Genomic DNA, 20,407 nt, shown 5'->3' on the forward strand with positions numbered 1-20,407 from the left:
GCAATCAATAGCGCCCTTATTTTTTAACGAGTTGGCGCATAACTCGCTGTAAAAGCAATACGCACAAGCAACCCACCCAATAATTCACTTTTGAGTAATTGCGGTTCCGAATCGTGGTAACTGGCAATATCTTTTACTAACGCCAAACCAAGCCCAGCGCCCTCTTTACCCAATGCATTATTCAATCGTGTGAACGCCTCCATAGAACGGCTAATTTTCGCATCGGGGATACCAGGACCTGAATCCTCAATTTCTAAAACAAGCTGCTGAGTACTTTCATTATTCACTACACGCACCGTCACCACACCGCCTTCAGGGGTATATTTAATGGCATTATCAATTAAATTAGCGCACATCTCGGCTAGCAAAATAGGTTCGCCTTTAATCCAAGCGCTATCAAGACCTTCATAGCCTAAGTCAATTCGCTGACTTTCCGCTTGCCCGAGTCGGGTAAAACACGCCTGATGAACAATCTCCACTAAGTTAATCGCCCTGTATTGGCTAACCGCCGATTTTTCATGCGCTTTTAAGCGGGACAATTGCAAAAGTCTGTCTGTCAGCACAATGGTGCTATCCAATGTTTGATTAATCGCTTGTAAACTTTGCTGGCGTTGACTTTCATCACCGCTATTAATGGCAACCGACACTTGCGTTTTTAACACCGTCAGTGGGGTTTTTAATTGATGGGAAGCATCTGCACTAAAGCGTTCTTGCCGCCTAACCATGCGTTTTAACCGTGAAATATAACGGTTGAGCGCCTCAATTAATGGTGATAAATCAGACCATGGCAATAAATCAGGTAATGGCGTCAAATCATTTGCTGAACGCCCTAACATCAAATTCGATAGTTTCTTTAGGGGGGTCAAAAGCTTACTTAATAAGATATAGGCAAGTAACAGAGTTAAAAACACCACTGTTCCTTGGCTCATTAATGCCGATATTAATAATTGATTAGCTAAATCTTGCCGTGAATAGACCGTTTCTGCCACGCGAATTTCCACCATTCCCGTGATCCCACCTTCATTAATAGGCTGAAAAAATGTCGCAATCCGAATAGGTAAACCTTTATATTCAGCATCATAGAAATAAACCAATGCAGTATAATGCTGAGAACGCATCCAATAAGGGGGAATGGGAGGTAGGTCATCATAACCCGAAATAGTTTCACCATTGGGGGAAATCACTTGGTAAAAAATTCTGTCGTTATTGTTTAATTCAAAACTGTCGAGAACAACATAAGGTACACTCACCGACAGATGATTATCAATGACTTGTAACCTTTCCGCAACCGTTCTTGCAGAAGCCAAAAGCGTGCGATCGTAGGCCAAATTCGCGGCATATTTCGCACTATAATAGTGGGTATACACTGAAAAACTACCCAATAAAATGAGCGGGATACCGAAAAAGAGCAGCAACTGATGAAAGAGAGAGCGTGGATGAGAGACTAATTTCATACACTACACTGCTCTAGTCGGTATCCCAATCCGCGTAACGTATTGATATTAACATCTGAACCAGCTAATTTTTTTCTCACGCGGTGCACATATAATTCAATACTTTGTAAATTGGCTTCATCTGACAACGAAAAAACCTGCTCAAATAGTTGTGTTTTTGAAACAGGACGCCCTCGTCGATGGAATAACGTGTTTAACACCGCATATTCCCTTGGCGTAAGCCCTAATGGCTCTTGGCGCAATAAAAAATAACCTTCCTCATGGTAACACAAAGAGCCAAAACGCTGAGGTTCATTAACCTGCCCTTGGCTGCGCCTTAAAAGTGCACGAATTCGCGCTTCTAGCTCAGCGATATCAAACGGTTTGGTGAGGTAATCATCCGCCCCTGCATTCAATCCCTGCACGCGATCTGCCACGTCAGAGTTTGCCGTTAACAGTAAAACTGGCGTTTCTTGGTGACGTTTGCGCATTTGCGCCAAAACTTCAAGCCCACTCATTCGTGGAAGTGATACATCCAGAACAACTAAAGTATAATTTTCTGTCTGTAACAGCTGATCCGCAATCGCACCATCAGGTGCAACATCCACGGCAAAACCAGAGGATGTTAAAGCCTTTTGTAACCACAACGACAATTCATCATGATCTTCAACCAATAAAATTCTCATACGCACACTCATTATTATTATTTATTGGTATACGTTGGCATTACCCATCATGAATGAAAAGCAGTTGTCATCATTTTTACTGTATTCATCACAACTATGACGTTGCAAGTATGTTAATGGCATTAAATTAACATTAAATTAACATAATGAAGAAGCAAAAATATAAAACAATCTGATATATATCACATAAAAATAATATTATTTGTTAATGAAAGGTAAATGAAAGCTTCCTCGGCCAATCATGAGCTCGCAAACACAATAAGAAATCTACAAGTTGTTCCTCTAATTATTGGCTTAGTAAGGAAATAAAGAATGAAAAAGTTCACATTAAACACCTTAGCAACAGCAATATTTTTAGTTGGTATGAACTCAGCAGTCGCGCTCCCTGAGCGGACTGAATGTATCGCCCCTGCCAAACCGGGGGGTGGGTTTGATTTAACTTGTAAGCTCGTCCAAGTTTCCATGTTGGAAACCAAAGAAATTGAAAAACCGATGCGAGTGACCTACATGCCTGGCGGAATTGGTGCGGTTGCCTACAATGCCATCGTGGCACAGCGCCCTGCTGAACCAGGTACGATTGTCGCTTTTTCTGGCGGTTCGCTACTCAATCTCGCTCAAGGTAAATTTGGTCGCTATAACGAAAATGATGTTCGTTGGCTTGCTAGTGTGGGCAGCGATTACGGCATGATAGCCGTGCGTGCTGACTCCCCGTATAAATCCCTCAAAGATTTAATGGATACCTTTAAAAAAGACCCCAATAGCATTGTTTTTGGTGCAGGCGGCTCCATTGGAAGCCAAGACTGGATGAAAACCGCGTTACTCGCTAAAGCCATTGATATTGACCCGCGAAAAATGCGCTATGTCGCCTTTGAAGGTGGTGGGGAAACTTTAACCGCATTATTAGGTAACCATATTCAAGTGTTATCGGGGGATATCAGCGAAATGACCCCGTATATCAATGAAGGCAAAATTCGCATTCTTGCCGTGTATGCAGACAAACGTCTTGGTGACGGTTTAGCGGATATTCCAACCGCAAAAGAACAAGGCTATGACATTGTTTGGCCGATTATTCGCGGGTTTTATATGGGGCCAAAAGTTTCCGATGCAGATTACAACCAATGGGTTGAAGCATTCCAAAAACTGCAACAAACCGACGAATTCAAAAAGCAACGCGAACTGCGCGGGTTATTTGAATACAACTTAACAGGGCAAGAACTCGATAGCTATGTGAAAAAAGAAATCGAGCAATATCGTGAGCAAGCCCGTGCATTTGGTTTAGCCAAATAACGGAGCCGACGATGAGCCAACGCATATTTGCTCTAGTCTGGCTGATATTGTGTGTCATCGGAATTTATATTGGCTGGGGGATCCAAAGTGAGTTCTCTTATGAACCATTGGGCCCCCGCCCATTTCCGGTTGCCATACTCTCCTTAATGGCGATTTGTGCGCTTGCCTTACTGTTTGGTAAGCAAGAAGCCGTTGAGTGGCCAAAACCTTATGTACTGCGCCGCCTTGCTCTATTAATTTTATCCTTAGTGATTTATGCATGGGCGTTTGAGTGGCTTGGTTTTCCAATCGCCACCAGTTTATTGACCATCAGTGTCGCGTTGTTATTTGGCGCAACCCCCATCGCTGCGGTGATTTCAGGGCCTATTCTTGGCATTTTCCTCTTCTATGCCTTTGATAAGCTGTTGGATGTGACTCTGCCCATTGGCAGCCTACTGAGTTAAGGAGCGACAACATGGAAACTTGGATGTATCTATCACAAGGTTTTGAGGTTGCCCTTGTTCCTCAAAATATCTTGATTGCCTTGATAGGCTGTTTTATTGGTACCGTAGTGGGTATGTTACCTGGTTTAGGTCCCATTAATGGCGTGGCGATTTTGCTGCCACTGGCCTTTGCCTTGAAGCTCCCTGCCGAGTCTGCACTGATCTTGCTCGCCACCGTTTATTTAGGTTGTGAATATGGCGGACGAATCTCCTCTATTTTACTGAATGTACCTGGTGATGCCGCCGCGATAATGACCACGTTAGATGGTTACCCGATGGCAAAACAAGGTCGAGGTGGCGTGGCACTGTCCATTTCCGCAGTCAGTTCCTTTATTGGTTCAACCATTGCCATCGTCGGTATCATTTTGTTCGCCCCACTACTTGCCCAGTGGTCACTCGCCTTTGGGCCAGCCGAATACTTTGCATTGATGGTATTTGCCATCGCCTGCCTAGGTAGCATGATGAGCCAAAACCCAATTAAATCGCTACTCGCTGCGCTAATTGGTTTATCTCTTGCCACTGTTGGGGTAGATGCCAACTCTGGGGAATACCGTTTTACATTTGATAGCGTGCATTTATCGGATGGCGTGCAATTTATCGTTGTCGTGATTGGTTTGTTTTCTGTCAGTGAAATTCTATTGATGTTAGAAAGCACGGCGACTGGGCAAGGCCTAATTCGTAAAACAGGCCGAATGTTGTTTAACCGTAAAGAAGCCAAAGCCTGTGCTGGCCCTGCCCTGCGTTCGTCATTTATTGGTTTCTTCGTTGGGGTATTACCTGGCGCTGGTGCCACGATTGCCAGTGCCATCACTTACATGACTGAGAAAAAAATCAGTGGTGAAAAAGGTGACTTTGGTAATGGTGATGTACGAGGTGTTGCCGCACCAGAGGCAGCCAATAATGCTTCTGCGTGTGGTTCGTTCATTCCGATGTTAACCCTTGGGGTACCAGGTTCAGGGACAACCGCCGTCATGATGGGCGCATTAACCCTGTATAACATCACACCTGGACCTGGTATGTTCACTGAACAACCTGACATCGTCTGGGGGTTGATTGCCGCCCTACTGATTGCCAACGTGGTGTTGCTAATTATGAATATCCCGTTAATTGGCTTATTCACCCGTATGTTGACTGTGCCCCTGTGGTTTTTAGTTCCTGCCATCGCTTGTGTTTCTGCGGTAGGGGTTTATGCGGTTCACAGCACCACATTTGACTTACTGTTGATGATGGGGCTTGGGGTATTTGGCTTTATTTTGCGAAAAATGAACTTCCCCCTTTCCCCGCTGATTTTAGGCTTTGTACTCGGTGAAATGTTGGAGCAAAACCTGCGCCGTTCGTTATCTATCAGCAATGGTAATTTCGATATCCTCTGGAGCAGTACCATTTCACAAAGCTTATTGATCCTTGCGGTGTTAGTCCTGGTACTGCCACCGATTATTAAACACATTCGCAAACGTAAGCAGCAACACACTCTCTCTTAGCTCGCCCTGCGAGTACCTTCTCTGTAAAACTTTGCCCCAGGTTGCTTTCGGGGCATTTTTTTTGCTTATCAAAAACAGGAAGCTTTATGCAACTCAGCAATATCACATTTTTATTGTGTGCGCTTTCGCCGTAATATACATACTTTGACTCTGGAATTGGCATAGGCAGTGGTGTTTTAGGGTGTTTAATAAACAGCGGAAGCGGCTTATTATTGTTAGATACACATTTAATTTTAACTGCGAATAGGCTTTTAATGCTGTTTATTAAAGCACTACCTAAAATTTTTAAGTCATTTTTCCAAATTTTGCATCGTGTGAAATCCATATTAGCCCCTTTGGTTAACTTTATTTACGTGAGTATTATCGCATTCACTCAATAATAATAATGTCATAAAGTGAGGTTTTATTATTCGAATCGTTAGATGTAAATGTTTAATCAGATAAAGACGATTGGCGAAATAACAGGTATCAATTAGCTTATAAACCCCATTCATTAAAGTAATAAGCCTTATGTTTGATAGGTTATTTTTTGTTCTATTTAATATCAAGCCCAAACCGTTAGCGCATATTCGCACTGTTGAGGTGTGTAATGAAACTTACGTAATCCACAGCCAAAACCCCGTTATCATCACTGAAAAAGACAGTGGTTATATTCAAATAAAATCATTTGGAAAAATGTTTATTTATTGCGGGAAAATGCTGCATGTCAGCGTGAGAAAAAATACCTGTTCAGTAACTATTGGTTGGGCAAAAGGGAAAAGCCAAATCTTTGAAGTACGTAAGAATGTGAAAGACACACCTAAACAAGCCAATTCTAGCCATTCAAACTCAAGTTATGTGCCTTCCAATTATGGCTATGGCAGCTCATCCAGTGATGATAACCCTCGTTCAAATAGCCATTTTTGTTCCACTGATAGCACAAGTTCAGACTGTTCTTCATCAGATTCAGGTGGAGGAGATGGCGGTGGTGGTGATTAATTCAATCAATGGCAGAAAATGAACTGCCATTTATTTTGCTTACTCTAAAAATCAAACCTTAATTTGATTCTATTGTTTGGGTTATCTGCTTTTGTAGATAATGTATCCCTATTTATTTTGTCCTTTATTTTTTCACTAATGTCAGAGCTTATCCCCTCATTGAAGTGAACTTTCAATGTATGACTTTCTGGAGATATAGAAAACATAACGGGGGAGTTGATATTTTGAGTCTCAGGAAATACATGTTTCATATAAGACGAATAAATAGCTGACAACCTTTTTTCATATTTTTCTATACTGTTATCATTCACATCCAATTGATGGATTTTATTAATTTGCGAAGCAAATGCCTTTGAAACATTACCTTCTGTTGGTTGCTCAATCGCTTTAATCACTTTTGCAGAGGTTGCGCACTTGTTTTTTGTTTCTAATAAAGGAAAACAGTGACCACAACCTGATAATTCCGTATTAACGCCCATTAAAGCCGCAGCGATCCCAACAGTAATTAAGCCTACATATACAGGAAGCATGACCAGACCTGAAGCAATCTCAGCCCTATTATTGCGTATACCATTGTGTAATTGGTGGCCAATTAAAGAAAGACTCATCTACATTCCTTGTCTTAATAATAAAAGTGAGTGGTATTTATAGCTCACCCGACAAAGAGCGTCTTTCAAAAAAAGAGGAGACAATATATTGTTTTATAAAATAAAAAAGCGAGATCCGAAGACCTCGCTTATCAATAATTCACTTATATGAACGATATAAATTACGCTTTATATTTGCTCATCACTAATGTGGCGTTAGTTCCACCAAAACCGAAGCTATTTGACATAACTGTCTCTAATGCTTGTTCGGTTGGTTCAGTCACTATATTCAAGCCCGCTGCTTTCTCGTCTAGATTTTCAACGTTAATGCTTGGTGCAATAAAGCCGTGCTCTAACATCAGTAAGCTATAAATTGCTTCGTGTACACCCGCAGCACCCAGTGAGTGACCACTCATGGCTTTCGTTGCAGATATAGCAGGAGAGTGATCGCCAAACACTTCTTGGATAGCTTCTAGCTCTTTAGTATCACCGACTGGCGTTGAAGTCCCGTGCGTATTGATGTAATCAATTTTATCAATACCTTGCATTGCCATTTGCATACAACGGACTGCGCCTTCACCCGATGGAGCAACCATATCAGCACCGTCAGATGTTGCACCATAACCAACAATTTCAGCGTAGATATGCGCACCGCGAGCTAGCGCATGTTCTAATTCTTCAACAACAACGATACCACCGCCACCAGCGATAACAAAACCATCACGGTCTTTGTCATAAGTTCTTGATGCCTTATCTGGGGTTTCATTGTACTTGGTAGACAATGCACCCATTGCGTCGAACTCACAGGTCATTTCCCAACTCAGCTCTTCGCCACCCCCTGCGAAAACAACATCTTGTTTGCCTAATTGGATCAATTCAACCGCGTGACCAATACAGTGTGCTGATGTAGAACACGCTGAACTGATTGAATAGTTAACACCTTTAATTTTGAAAGGTGTCGCTAAACAAGCAGAAATACCTGATGCCATTGCACGGGTTACCATATAGGGACCCACGCCACGTAAACCTTTAGCACGCATACCGTCGGAACCTGCAACTTGGTTACGTGGAGAACCACCACCTGAGCCGACAACAATACCTGTGCGTAAATTCGAAACTTGTTCTTCAGTTAAACCTGAATCCGCAATCGCCTGCTCCATAGACAAGTAAGCATACGCGGAGCAATCACTCATAAAACGATACATTTTACGGTCAATCAGGTCTTTAGGATCTAAATTTTTGACATTACCCCAGACATGGCTACGTAGCCCTGCCTCTTTGAATTCTTCTGAGAAAGTGATCCCGGAACGACCTTCCTTCAGAGAAGCCAGTACTTCTTCCTGGTTATTACCAAGGCTGGAAACAATACCTAGACCAGTGATGACTGCACGCTTCATTCGTTACCTCATGACTATAATTATATGATTGCGGGATTACAGGTTGTCACTTTAGCTTACACTTGTACGCTGAACAAGTCCGATCAGGGTAAATATTTGTATTTTTTTCTTTGTAGCACAAATAAGACTTTTTTATGACGGTAGCCTTACATCGCTATCAGCGTTAAAATTTAGTCATTATTTAGTGATCATAGGCTTTATTGTGAAAAAGAGCACAGTACAAACTGCACGCCTTAGCTGGAATGATGAAGGCACTCCCATGTCTGAGCAATTTGCAGATATCTATTTCTCTAACCAAAATGGGTTAGAAGAGTCCCGTCATGTTTTTTTACAAGGAAATCATTTTCCTGGGCGTTTCAAGACACATTCTGATGAAACCTGTGTAATTGCAGAGACAGGATTTGGTACTGGTTTGAATTTTCTCGTTTTATGGCAGTCTTTTATACAGTTCAAAGCGCAAAATCCACAATCCACTCTCAAGCGACTGCATTTCATTAGCTTTGAGCAATTCCCCCTGACAAAAACAGACTTAATTGCCGCACATCGCTGTTGGCCTGAGCTTTCAGCATTATCAGCAGCATTATGTGAAAACTGGCCACCTGCATTAGCGGGTAATCAAAGAATCATTTTGGATAATAGCAATATCACATTAGATTTGTGGTTTGGTGATGTTAATGAGCAAATATCTCTTCTTAAAGACAATTTAAACAATAAGATAGACGCTTGGTTTCTTGATGGATTTGCACCATCTAAAAACCCACAAATGTGGAGCGAACACTTGTTCGCTACAATGGCAAAACTGGCACGAAAAGACGCGACATTTGCCACATTTACCGTAGCAGGTTTTGTTAAGCGAGGGTTACAACAAGCTGGGTTTACACTGAAAAAAGTCAAAGGATTTGGGCAAAAACGAGAAATGCTAACTGGGGTATTAGCCGAAAACAATCACCAACACACAGCACCTTGGAGCAAAAGATACCCCGCAGATAACCCAAATGATGTTGCTATTATTGGCGGGGGGCTTGCCAGCTTAACAGCAGCGTACTCACTCATGAGACGTGGTGCCAACGTCACATTGTACTGCCAAGATACTGACGTTGCCCAAAATGCTTCGGGTAATCGCCAAGGGGCTATTTACCCGTTACTCACAGGTGTAAATGACCCGCTCGAACGTTTTTTTGTAAGTGCTTTCCCCTTTGCCAAACGCTTTTATCATCAGCTTGAAACTATGGGAATTCCCTTTGATGGTCAGTGGTGCGGTGTTACTCAATTGGCTTATAACGAGAAAGTTGCCCGTAAAATTGCAGGTATGTTAGGCACCAATTGGCCTGAAGATTTTGCTCTGGGTAAAACCCATCAGCAGCTTAATGATATTTGTGGTGTTGATGTCAATTACGATGGTATTCATTATCCATCAGGTGGCTGGTTATGCCCTGCTGAACTTTGTGAAGGGCTATATTGCTACTTGAAAAATAGTGGCGTTCAATTTTATTTTAATCATAACGTCACGGCATTAGAGCAAGCCAATAGCCTCTGGAAATTACAAATAAGCACTTCTGAAAAAAAAGAGCTAACACGTGTACACTCTACCGTCATTATTGCTAATGGCCATAAACTACGCCAATATTCACAAACTGTTAATTTACCCATTAACCCTGTCCGGGGGCAAGTCAGCCATATACCAACGACCCCTACCTTACAAAAACTTAAAAATGTGTTGTGTTTTGAAGGTTATTTAACCCCCGTGGACAATACCGGAAAACAACATTGCTTAGGTGCCAGCTATCAACGGGATCACCTTGATTTAGATTATAACGAAGAAGAGCAGCAAGCTAACCGCCAAAAGCTCATTGATAACTTACCAGATGCTTCATGGCCTCATGAGATTGATATTTCACACAAACAATCGCGCCAAGGTATTCGTTGCGTTATACGTGACCATTTTCCACTCTTGGGAAATGTGCCAAATTATGAGCAACATTTAGCGGCTTATCATGATTTGCAGACAAGAATTGCCAAAAATCAGCCAATTGATGATGCCCCTGTTTACCAAAACTTGTATATCTTTGGTGCCTTAGGCTCAAGGGGACTCTCGACCGCCCCATTGTGTGCAGAAATTCTTGCCTCGCAGATTTTTGGCCAGCCTTTACCATTGGATGATGAAACCTTGGCTGAATTGAACCCTAACCGCTTTTGGGTGAGAAAATTGCGGTTAGGTCGCCCTGTAAAAATACCGTACTAACAATCAACTGGCAGCATCAGAAATACGAAGCCTGATTTAGGTCAGTTTAATAACCATTGCACAACGGTCTTTTGCAGCGAACCCTGCGTTGATTTCATATTGCAAAATATCACGCAGGACTTCGGTTAACTCGCTTTCATTCAGTATTTCAAAACCTAATCGCTGGTAATAAGGGGCATTCCAAGGTACATCACGGCAAGTGGTCAAGGTCACAGCCATGATATTACGAGCTCGAGCCGCATCCAGAACCTGTTTAATCAATTGCTTACCTAGCCCCTGCCCTTGCCATTGCTGGCTGACAGAAACCTCACAAATATGCAGGCTATCATGATGGCTTTCAGCATTAATAAAACCAATCGGTTCACCGCTATCATTCACCGCCACCCATTCTAATTGCTCGGCAATACAATCAAGATGGTCTTGCTCGGTTTGTCCATCGCCTTCAGCAAGCCATTTATATTTTTCAATACTCGTGAATGCCTGACCAGCAGAGGCTTCAACGGCAGGAAGGTGTTTGGCATCTGTCGGTATCGCTAAACGAATATGCGCCATAATTTTTACTCATCACAAAATTTAGCTAACAAAAAAGCGGGTATCCCCGCTTTCAATTCATAACACAGAAAATTAAATTGCGTTATTTAATAAGTTTTTCCACATACCTAGAACCAAAATTTGGTCAGGGGGTGTTAACTCACCTGCTTTAATGGCGGTTTGAATGCTATCTTCTACGCGTTGATACAGCGCTTCTGAGCTGGTTTCGTTTTCTTCTTCAAGCTCAGCCACAGCAAGGGTTAAGTGACCACGCAGGTAACCGCCTGCGAATAGTTCATCATCGCTAGCATGTTCAACCATATCATCAATTTTTGTCAGTATGCGTGTTTCTAAATCCGCAAGCATGCTTAATCCTTACTTTAGGTGAGTCAATTAGGCAAAAATATCTTCCGGATACGGGAAGTCTTCTGCACAAAGTGGAGGCGTATTGTAAAACGATTGTAACGCATTAATAAAGCGTAATGGGCGCTCAGGAATGCCATTTTGCAAATAAATCATCACTTGTGCATGAACTTTGCGCATAAATGCAATGCGATCGGGTTCAAAATCCCCTTCTAAATTATCGCAACTGACATTAAAGGGGATCCCCACTGCAACACAAAATAGCCAATCGAGGGCTTGAGGTTTAATTTCAACGACTTCAAACTCACATTGTGTTTTTTCATCACGCCCATCTGGACAATACCAATAGCCGTAATCCACTTGTTGGCGTCTTGCATCCCCTGCAATACACCAATGAGAAATCTCATGTAGCCCGCTGGTAAAAAAACCATGAGCGAACACAATTTGATGATAAGGAACGACCTCATCAGCTGGTAAATAAATAGGCTCATCGTCCCCTTTTACCAGTTTGGTGTTATAGGTTTCACCAAAGCATCCATCAAAAATATCAATCAAATCCTGATAATTATATTTACTCATGAATAATTTAAATCATCTTAAAATAATGAAAGGAACCAAGCTTTAATGACATCACCATGGCTATCGTGGAGTAACTTAATACTCATTAACAACGAAATCACCACAATCATTGGCCTGATCAGTTTTTGTCCTTTAGTTAATACCAAACGAGCACCTAACCGTGCACCGATCATTTGGCCCGCCAGCATAACAAAACCAAGCACCCAAAGAACATGACCTCCGATAATAAAGAACACTAAAGAACCAAAATTGGAGGCAAAATTAAGTAATTTGGCATGGGCAGTCGCTTTAGCCAGATTATAACCGAGCAATAACACATAGCCTAATGCCAAAAATGACCCCGTACCTGGCCCAAAAGCCCCATCATAGAAGCCTAGAGTCATACCGATTGCAACGCCAAAAAATGGCATACTGACACGTTGCTGTCTATCTTGTACACCGATTGATGGAGTTAATAAAAAATAGAGACCAACACAGATAACTAATACTGGGAGTAATTGCTTTAGGAAGGCAGTATCAATCATTTGAATAACAATCGCACCGAGCATCGCACCAATCATTGTCATAATGAAGGGGAAAATTTGCTCACGTAAGTCAATCGCTTTACGCCTGACAAAATATAAGGTAGAAGAAAAGGAACCACCAACCGCTTGGAGCTTATTGGTTGCTAACGCTTCAACAGGGGTGATCCCAACGGATAATAGCGCTGGGATTGTTAATAAACCGCCCCCACCCGCAATGGAATCGATAAATCCAGCGAAAAGTGCAACAAAGAAAAGTAAAGCATAAACTTCGGGTGCAACGGCGGTCAGCCAATCCATTTTTCAATCCAAAATGAGAAATATCATGATGTTGGTACGTAATCTATCGCAACCTTGCGTTGCAATATCACAACCCAGATGAGGTGTTTTTAAGGAGGCGTCATCCAAACCTCCATATTAAAAGAGCGACTAACCGCTTCGCTCTTTCTATAACATTAACTAGTTTTTACTATTATTCAAATGGTTGCATAGCAGGAGTTACATCAGCACACTGGCCGCGGTGACGCAAGTAATGATCCATTAGCACAATCGCCAGCATCGCTTCTGCAATAGGCACGGCGCGAATGCCTACACAAGGGTCATGGCGACCTTTCGTGATCATCTCCACTTCGTCACCATCACGATTTAATGTTTTACCTGTAACTGTAATGCTCGATGTCGGTTTTAAGGCAATATGGGCTATTATGGGTTGGCTGCTGCTAATTCCCCCTAAAATCCCCCCTGCATGGTTAGATGCAAAACCTGAGCGGGTAATTTCATCTCGGTTTTCACTGCCTTTAAGCCCAATAACACCAAAGCCATCACCAATTTCCACGCCTTTAACTGCATTAATACTCATTAGTGCGTGAGCAATATCAGCATCTAAGCGGTCAAAAACAGGTTCCCCCAATCCAGCGGGGACGTGCTCTGCAACAACGGTGATTTTGGCACCGATAGAGTCACCTTCTTTTTTCAACCCACGCAGTAACTCATCAAGGGCATCTAATTTATTCGGATCAGGGCAAAAGAATGGGTTCTCTTCAACGATTGACCAATCTTTAATTTCGCACTCAACAGGACCCATTTGGGTTAAACACCCTCGAATCTGAATACCTAATTTTTCTTGCAGGTATTTTTTCGCAATTGCCCCTGCCGCCACGCGCATTGCCGTTTCACGGGCAGATGAACGCCCGCCACCTCGATAATCACGCTGGCCATATTTTTGCTCATAGGTGTAATCCGCATGCCCTGGTCTGAAGACATCTTTAATCGCACCATAGTCTTGCGAACGTTGGTCTGTATTTTCAATCAATAGACCAATGCTTGTCCCCGTTGTGATGCCATTAAACACACCTGAAAGAATTTTGACCTGATCGGGTTCACGGCGCGCTGTTGTATAGCGTGATGTGCCTGGGCGACGACGGTCTAAATCGATTTGTAAATCAGCTTCTGTCAGTGCTAACCCCGGAGGTACGCCATCGACGATGCAACCTAATGCCACGCCATGTGACTCACCAAATGTCGTCACACGGAACAGTTGCCCAATTGAATTTCCAGCCATCGGAGTTTCCTATTTTAAGCCGTTCTTGAATACCAAGAATGTGGTTAATAATTATGATGTCGTTATGTTGTTCTTATTGATTACCCGATCCTAACCCATCGTGCAACTATTGATTAATCAATGTATAAATCAAAATGGGCATGATGCTCAACTAGCTGCTCACGCGTTAACATAAATACGCCATCACCACCGTATTCGAAATCTAACCAAATAAATGGAATTTCAGGATATTGTTCAATGAGATGCACCATACTATTACCCACTTCGCAGACTAAAATGCCTTCTTCAGTAAGGAAACGCGGCGCATTCGCCAAAATTCGACGAACCAGTTTCAAACCATCGCTTCCTGCGGCAAGAGCCAATTCTGGTTCAACACGGAATTCTTCAGGTAAGTCATCCATATCCTCTGCATCTACGTACGGAGGATTCGTGACGATGAGGTCATATTTCACCTCAGGCATATCACGGAATAAATCTGAACGAATAGGGACGACACGGTGCTCTAAACCATGATTAGCGATATTTTCCTCAGCAACCGCGAGAACATCACTCGAAATATCAACGGCGTCCACTTCTGCATCAGGAAATTCGTAAGCACACGCAATGGCAATACAGCCGCTGCCCGTACACAAATCTAAAATCGTTTGCGGTTCATCTGCTAATAACCCAACAAAGTGGTTATTAATAAGCTCACCAATTGGTGAACGAGGGATCAGCACGCGCTCATCCACATAAAATTCATGACCACAGAACCATGAACGATTTGTTAGGTACGCTACTGGGATTCGGTCATTGATTCGTCGCAAAACACGCTCAATAATACGGTGGCGCTCAGTTGGCGTTAAACGTGATGTGAGAAGTTCATCTGGCAGATCTAAAGGTAAATAAAGCGTTGGCAACACTAATTGCAGCGCCTCATCCCATGGATTATCAGTTCCGTGGCCATAATATACATTGGCGGCATTAAAGCGGCTCATTGTCCAACGTAAAATATCCTGAATGGTATGAAGTTCTGCGACGGCTTCATCAACGAAGATCTTTTCCAAGAAGGTTTTCTCCAACGTGATTTTTAAAAGGGAATATATGAATTAGTAAAGTTTGCCACGAAGTGAAAGACAAATCAGCAGATTAATGCAATAAAATAATTAACAAAGTAACCAAACCACTCCTTTAAATAGCGATTTGATGCAAAAATGCCCTTTAAGTTCTTAAAGGGCATGAATGAAGATACCAAAACAATCAGAGAAAAATGGCGAGATTAATTTTCACTTTGGAGGAGATCTTTAGTTTCTTTTGCTGGCTTTTTAACCCATAACGCATAGGCGATAGTTAATAACGCCAACCAAACAATACCGACATATAAGGCAATTCGTGTGCTTTCGAAATAACCAAGCACGCCAAAAATAAATACCATAAAAGCAATCGCGAGGATTGGTGCGACAGGCCACATTGGTACAGGGAATTTCAATTTGCTAATTTCTTCAGGAGACATTTTTTTGCGCATCGCAAATTGTGACAGTAAAATCATTAGCCACACCCAAATAGTGGCAAATGTCGCAATGGATGCAATCACGACAAACACATCATCAGGAATGACATAATTCAAGACGACGCCCACTAGCAGTACAACCACCATAACAAGTACGGTCATCCATGGCACACCATTTTTTGTTAGCTTAGTGAATGCTTTTGGGGCTTGCCCTTCATGCGCCATCCCATACATCATACGCCCTGCACCAAAAATATCGCTATTGATCGCTGATATCGCAGCAGTGATCACCACCACATTCAAAATATTTGCTGCGGACTGGATCCCTAAACTATCAAAAATTTGGACGAATGGGCTACCTTGTTGACCAATTTGGTTCCACGGGTAAATACACATCAACACAAATAAGGTCAGGACATAAAAGAGTAAGATGCGAATTGGTACGGCATTTATAGCTCTTGGGATCGTCGTTTCAGGGTTTTTCGCTTCACTTGCTGTAATACCAATGACCTCAATCCCCCCGAATGCAAACATTACCACAGCAAATGACGCAATCACTCCCCCTATTCCATTTGGCATAAACCCATCATGAATAAATAAGTTCGACACACCCACCGCATGATCTGCTGCCTGACCAAAGCCAAACAACATGATTGCTGCACCGCCCACAATCATCGCGATAATCGCCACGACTTTGATGATGGAAAGCCAAAATTCCATTTCTCCAAACGTTTTTACGTGGCATAAGTTAATCGCCCCAATAAAAAATATAATGCTCAGAACCCAAATCCATTGTTCAACTTCTGGAAACCACAGTTTCATATACACGCCGAACGCTGTGACATCTGCGAGGCAGACAATTAGCATTTCAAATACATAGGTCCAGCCAGCAAAAAAACCCGCCCTAGCACCTAAATAGTGACTTGCATACTGGGAAAAAGACCCCGCAAGTGGGCGATGAACGGCCATTTCACCGAGTGCTCGCATGACCATAAATACTGCTGCTCCCCCGATAATATATGCCAGCAGGACCGCCGGACCTGCTGTTTCAATCGCTTTTGCTGAACCGTAAAATAGCCCTGTACCAATCGCAGAACCAAGAGCCATAAATCGGATGTGGCGCGCAGAAAGCCCTCGCGCAAGTTGTGATGTGCTTTGCATGATTTATCCTTCGTATTATTTTATTAGTCGTGCAGATAAATACTTCAGGCGGCCGATACATTGTCGGCCACCTTTTATTTGCTTGATGTGCTATTTAGGGAAGACTGTCCCTACCGTAAACAGTGTTGAGAGCTTGTGTTGATTAATAAGGTTAATTGCCGCTTCAATATCAGGGGCAAAATAGCGATCCTTATCATAGTAAGTCACTTGTTCACGCAGTATTTTGCGTGCCTTTTCAAGGGCCTCACTCGATTTTAATCCTTCTCTAAAATCCATTCCTTGACAAGCGGATAACCACTCTATCGCTAGAATACCCGTAACGTTTTTCGCCATTTCCCATAAACGACGCCCCGCCGCAGGCGCCATCGAAACATGATCTTCCTGATTTGCCGAGGTTGGTAAGCTATCAACACTAGAAGGATGAGCTAACGCTTTATTCTCACTGGCTAACGCAGCAGCTGTAACCTGCGCAATCATAAAGCCTGAATTTACACCGCCATTATTAACAAGGAATGGTGGTAACTGGGACATATGCGTATCCATCAATAATGCAATGCGGCGTTCTGACAGCGCACCAATTTCAGCCAATGCAAGCGCAATATTATCCGAAGCCATTGCTACAGGCTCTGCATGGAAGTTCCCACCAGAAATAATGTCACCGTTATCTGTAAAGACCAGTGGATTATCTGACACTGCATTCGACTCAATGAGAATCACTTCTGCCGCTTGACGAATTTGCGTTAAACACGCCCCCATCACTTGCGGTTGACAGCGTAGTGAATATGGGTCTTGTACTTTTACGCAGTTTTCGTGTGATTTGGCTAATTCACTTGTTGGCGATAAAATTTCACGGAACAATGCTGCCACATCAATTTGCCCTTTTTGCCCTCGAACCTCTTGCACTCGAGAGTCAAATGGCTTGCGAGAGCCTAATGTAGCTTCAACACTTAATGCACCACAGACAATACCCGAAAGTAGTAATTTTTCCGCCTCAAACAACCCCTTAAGTGCAAATGCCGTTGAGGTTTGTGTTCCATTTAATAACGCTAAACCTTCTTTTGCTTCTAATTTCAATGGGGTCAGTCCAGCTTTTTCCAGCGCTTTCTTTGCTGAAATCCATTTTCCTTCAAAGCGTGCTTTACCTTCTCCTAATAAAATCAAGCTCATATGAGCTAAAGGAGCTAAATCCCCAGAAGCGCCAACGGAACCTTTAGCAGGAATGAATGGATAAACCTGTGCGTTGACCAATGCTATCAGTGCATTAATGACTTCCAGACGAATACCCGAAAACCCTCTCGCTAAGCTATTAATCTTTAAAACCATAATTAAACGAACAAGTTCATCATCAAGTGGGTCGCCAACCCCTGCAGCATGGGACATCACAATAGAACGTTGTAACGACTGCAAATCTTTCGTGGCAATACGGGTGTTTGCCAGTAAACCAAACCCAGTATTGATACCATATGCAGTTTTATCTTCCGCGATGATTTTATTGACGGTTGCAACGCTTTTCTCAATTGCAGCTTGTGCGCGTTTATCAAGAGAAATCGTCACCGTTTGTTGGAAAACAATACGTAACTCATCGAGTGTCATTTTTCCTGGATGGATCGTTAATTTAGTCATTAATGGCACTCCTTAGCGAGCTTTAATCATAGGTAAATTAAGGTTTTTTTCTTTCGCGCAATCAATTGCAATGTCATATCCTGCATCAGCATGACGCATAACACCTGTAGCAGGGTCATTGTGAAGCACTCTAGCAATCCGCTCAGCGGCTTCATCAGTGCCATCACACACAATGACCACACCTGAATGTTGTGAAAAGCCCATCCCCACACCGCCACCGTGGTGCAGTGATACCCACGTCGCACCACTTGCAGTGTTCAATAACGCATTGAGTAGTGGCCAATCTGATACCGCATCAGAGCCATCTTTCATGGCTTCAGTTTCACGATTAGGGCTAGCAACTGAGCCTGAATCTAAATGGTCACGACCAATCACGATTGGCGCTGAAACCTCGCCACTTCTGACCATCTCATTAAATGCTAAGCCGAGTTTTGCTCTATCCCCCAACCCAACCCAACAGATACGCGCAGGTAACCCTTGGAAGCTAATACGCTCACGAGCCATATCTAACCAGCGGTGTAAGTGCTTGTCATCTGGCAGTAATTCTTTAACTTTGGCATCTGTTTTATAAATGTCTTCAGGATCTCCCGACAAAGCAACCCAGCGGAATGGGCCAATTCCACGACAAAATAACGGGCGAATATAAGCGGGAACAAAACCAGGGAAATCAAATGCATTTTCGACGCCCATTTCCAGTGCCATTTGGCGAATATTATTGCCATAATCAAACGTTGGAATACCTTGCTGTTTAAACGCTAACATTGCTTTAACATGTTCAGCCATAGATTTTTTCGCGGCAAGCGCGGTACCTTGCGGGTCTTTTACGCTTTGCTCGCGGTATTCATCCCATGTCATTCCAACGGGTAAATAACCATTTAATGGGTCATGGGCACTGGTTTGGTCGGTCACCATATCTGGTTTCACACCGCGTTTAACCAGTTCAGGCAGGACTTCCGCAGCATTTGCACACAGTGCAATGGAAATAGCTTTACCTTGGGCGGTATATTTTTTGATACGGGCAAGCGCGTCATCAAGATCAATAGCTTGCTCGTCAACATAGTGAGTTCTTAAGCGAAAATCGATGCGGCTTTGTTGGCATTCAATATTGAGTGAACAAGCTCCTGCTAATGTGGCAGCTAATGGCTGAGCTCCCCCCATACCACCTAGCCCTGCGGTTAATACCCAGCGTCCCGTTAAATCCCCCTTAAAATGCTGGCGGGCAGCTTCTACAAACGTTTCATATGTGCCTTGCACGATCCCTTGGCTACCGATGTAAATCCAACTTCCCGCAGTCATTTGCCCGTACATCGCTAACCCCTTAGCGTCGAGCTCATTGAAATGCTCCCAATTTGCCCAGTGTGGGACTAAGTTTGAATTAGCAATTAATACCCGTGGTGCATTCGAATGAGTTTTAAATACACCAACGGGTTTACCTGATTGCACAAGCAGTGTTTCATCGTTTTCAAGTTGTTTTAGTGATTCAATGATTTGGTCATAGCATTGCCAATTACGTGCAGCACGACCAATTCCGCCATACACCACCAGTTCATGAGGATTTTCAGCAACATCTGGATCAAGGTTATTCATTAACATACGCAATGGTGCTTCCGTCAGCCAACTTTTTGCCGTTAATGTATTCCCATGCGGTGCTCTAATTTCGATATTTCTGTATTTATTATTTAGTGCAGTCACTTATATACCCTCTTTTATCGAATCATTGGATACCATTTATGTTTATATAGATATAGTTGTATAGACATGTATGATCAATCCATTTTTTAACATAAAAATTAAAAAAATTTGATATAAAAAGGTTTTTTCGTTTGATAAAACATTGAGATAGGTATTCTGCTTTTTTTATAACCGCTGTTTTTTTCTTCTAAATTTGCCTGTGAGATCACATTTATTTCACAATGCGTTTACACTAAGTTAGTCGAAAACAAAAAGGGGAATGATATTTAGAGAATGGCAAAACGGAAAATCACCTTAAGCAAGATTCCGTTTAT

At 42.7% G+C, this 20,407-nt stretch carries 19 protein-coding genes; 5 read left to right on the top strand and 14 right to left on the bottom strand.

What is annotated here, in order from left to right:
• Positions 1-23: 23 nt before the first annotated feature.
• Both PSF27_RS05110 and tctD read right to left on the bottom strand, forming a co-directional pair.
• Positions 24-1,454 (bottom strand): sensor histidine kinase, encoded by a 1,431-nt coding sequence (locus tag PSF27_RS05110; protein ID WP_272539896.1) that lies wholly within the window; start codon positions 1,452-1,454, stop codon positions 24-26.
• Positions 1,451-2,119, bottom strand: a complete 669-nt coding sequence (gene tctD, locus PSF27_RS05115; protein ID WP_206082386.1) for a transcriptional regulator TctD — start codon at positions 2,117-2,119, stop codon at positions 1,451-1,453. The genes PSF27_RS05110 and tctD overlap by 4 nt, the downstream gene beginning before the upstream one ends.
• 312 nt (positions 2,120-2,431) lie before the next feature.
• Here tctD and PSF27_RS05120 point away from each other — a divergent pair, with 312 nt between their 5' ends.
• Genes PSF27_RS05120 through PSF27_RS05130 form a run of 3 tightly spaced genes read left to right on the top strand, consistent with a single transcriptional unit; the run spans position 2,432 to position 5,369 of the window.
• Positions 2,432-3,406, top strand: coding sequence for a Bug family tripartite tricarboxylate transporter substrate binding protein (locus PSF27_RS05120; RefSeq protein WP_272681015.1), 975 nt, complete (start codon positions 2,432-2,434; stop codon positions 3,404-3,406).
• Positions 3,407-3,417: 11 nt separating this feature from the next.
• Positions 3,418-3,849, top strand: coding sequence for a tripartite tricarboxylate transporter TctB family protein (locus tag PSF27_RS05125; protein ID WP_206082388.1), 432 nt, complete (start codon positions 3,418-3,420; stop codon positions 3,847-3,849).
• Positions 3,850-3,860: 11 nt separating this feature from the next.
• Positions 3,861-5,369, top strand: a complete 1,509-nt coding sequence (locus PSF27_RS05130; RefSeq protein WP_272681016.1) for a tripartite tricarboxylate transporter permease — start codon at positions 3,861-3,863, stop codon at positions 5,367-5,369.
• On the opposite strand, the gene PSF27_RS05135 is transcribed toward PSF27_RS05130, so the two are convergent.
• Positions 5,326-5,694 carry a hypothetical protein gene (locus tag PSF27_RS05135; RefSeq protein WP_272681017.1) on the bottom strand — a complete coding sequence of 123 codons (369 nt, stop codon included), beginning with the start codon at positions 5,692-5,694 and terminating at the stop codon, positions 5,326-5,328. The genes PSF27_RS05130 and PSF27_RS05135 overlap by 44 nt on opposite strands.
• Positions 5,695-5,879: 185 nt before the next feature.
• Between PSF27_RS05135 and PSF27_RS05140 the strand changes: the two genes are divergently transcribed.
• Positions 5,880-6,347 (top strand): hypothetical protein, encoded by a 468-nt coding sequence (locus tag PSF27_RS05140; RefSeq protein WP_272681018.1) that lies wholly within the window; start codon positions 5,880-5,882, stop codon positions 6,345-6,347.
• Positions 6,348-6,391: 44 nt separating this feature from the next.
• Here the strand turns inward: PSF27_RS05140 and PSF27_RS05145 are convergent, their stop codons facing one another.
• Complete coding sequence (locus tag PSF27_RS05145; RefSeq protein WP_272681019.1) at positions 6,392-6,955, bottom strand: hypothetical protein; 564 nt, start codon at positions 6,953-6,955, stop codon at positions 6,392-6,394.
• Positions 6,956-7,116: 161 nt separating this feature from the next.
• Entirely contained in the window at positions 7,117-8,331 is a 1,215-nt protein-coding gene (gene fabB / locus PSF27_RS05150) for a beta-ketoacyl-ACP synthase I (protein ID WP_272681020.1), read from the bottom strand.
• A gap of 202 nt (positions 8,332-8,533) precedes the next feature.
• On the opposite strand from fabB, the gene mnmC reads away from it, so the two are divergent.
• Positions 8,534-10,573 (top strand): bifunctional tRNA (5-methylaminomethyl-2-thiouridine)(34)-methyltransferase MnmD/FAD-dependent 5-carboxymethylaminomethyl-2-thiouridine(34) oxidoreductase MnmC, encoded by a 2,040-nt coding sequence (gene mnmC, locus PSF27_RS05155; RefSeq protein WP_272681021.1) that lies wholly within the window; start codon positions 8,534-8,536, stop codon positions 10,571-10,573.
• Between the two features lie 36 nt (positions 10,574-10,609).
• On the opposite strand, the gene PSF27_RS05160 is transcribed toward mnmC, so the two are convergent.
• The 9 genes from PSF27_RS05160 to hutU form a co-directional block, all read right to left on the bottom strand.
• Positions 10,610-11,125, bottom strand: a complete 516-nt coding sequence (locus tag PSF27_RS05160; RefSeq protein WP_272539902.1) for a GNAT family N-acetyltransferase — start codon at positions 11,123-11,125, stop codon at positions 10,610-10,612.
• A 72-nt stretch (positions 11,126-11,197) separates the two neighbouring features.
• Positions 11,198-11,470, bottom strand: coding sequence for a YfcL family protein (locus tag PSF27_RS05165; RefSeq protein WP_047756281.1), 273 nt, complete (start codon positions 11,468-11,470; stop codon positions 11,198-11,200).
• Positions 11,471-11,497: 27 nt separating this feature from the next.
• Complete coding sequence (locus PSF27_RS05170) at positions 11,498-12,046, bottom strand: elongation factor P hydroxylase (RefSeq protein ID WP_206082396.1); 549 nt, start codon at positions 12,044-12,046, stop codon at positions 11,498-11,500.
• A 17-nt stretch (positions 12,047-12,063) separates the two neighbouring features.
• Complete coding sequence (locus PSF27_RS05175; protein ID WP_206082397.1) at positions 12,064-12,867, bottom strand: TSUP family transporter; 804 nt, start codon at positions 12,865-12,867, stop codon at positions 12,064-12,066.
• A gap of 172 nt (positions 12,868-13,039) precedes the next feature.
• A complete protein-coding gene (aroC, locus tag PSF27_RS05180; protein ID WP_272681022.1) occupies positions 13,040-14,128 on the bottom strand; it encodes a chorismate synthase in 1,089 nt (362 codons plus the stop codon).
• Positions 14,129-14,241: 113 nt separating this feature from the next.
• Positions 14,242-15,174 (bottom strand): 50S ribosomal protein L3 N(5)-glutamine methyltransferase, encoded by a 933-nt coding sequence (gene prmB, locus PSF27_RS05185; protein ID WP_206082399.1) that lies wholly within the window; start codon positions 15,172-15,174, stop codon positions 14,242-14,244.
• A 212-nt stretch (positions 15,175-15,386) separates the two neighbouring features.
• Positions 15,387-16,778: an amino acid permease gene (locus PSF27_RS05190; RefSeq protein WP_225818951.1), complete on the bottom strand. Its 1,392-nt coding sequence runs from the start codon at positions 16,776-16,778 to the stop codon at positions 15,387-15,389.
• 90 nt (positions 16,779-16,868) lie between these two features.
• Positions 16,869-18,401: a histidine ammonia-lyase gene (hutH, locus tag PSF27_RS05195; protein ID WP_272681023.1), complete on the bottom strand. Its 1,533-nt coding sequence runs from the start codon at positions 18,399-18,401 to the stop codon at positions 16,869-16,871.
• A gap of 12 nt (positions 18,402-18,413) precedes the next feature.
• A complete protein-coding gene (hutU, locus tag PSF27_RS05200; protein ID WP_206082402.1) occupies positions 18,414-20,093 on the bottom strand; it encodes a urocanate hydratase in 1,680 nt (559 codons plus the stop codon).
• Positions 20,094-20,407 lie beyond the last annotated feature (314 nt).

Source organism: Providencia sp. PROV129 (assembly GCF_028482245.1).
Lineage (GTDB): Bacteria > Pseudomonadota > Gammaproteobacteria > Enterobacterales > Enterobacteriaceae > Providencia > Providencia vermicola.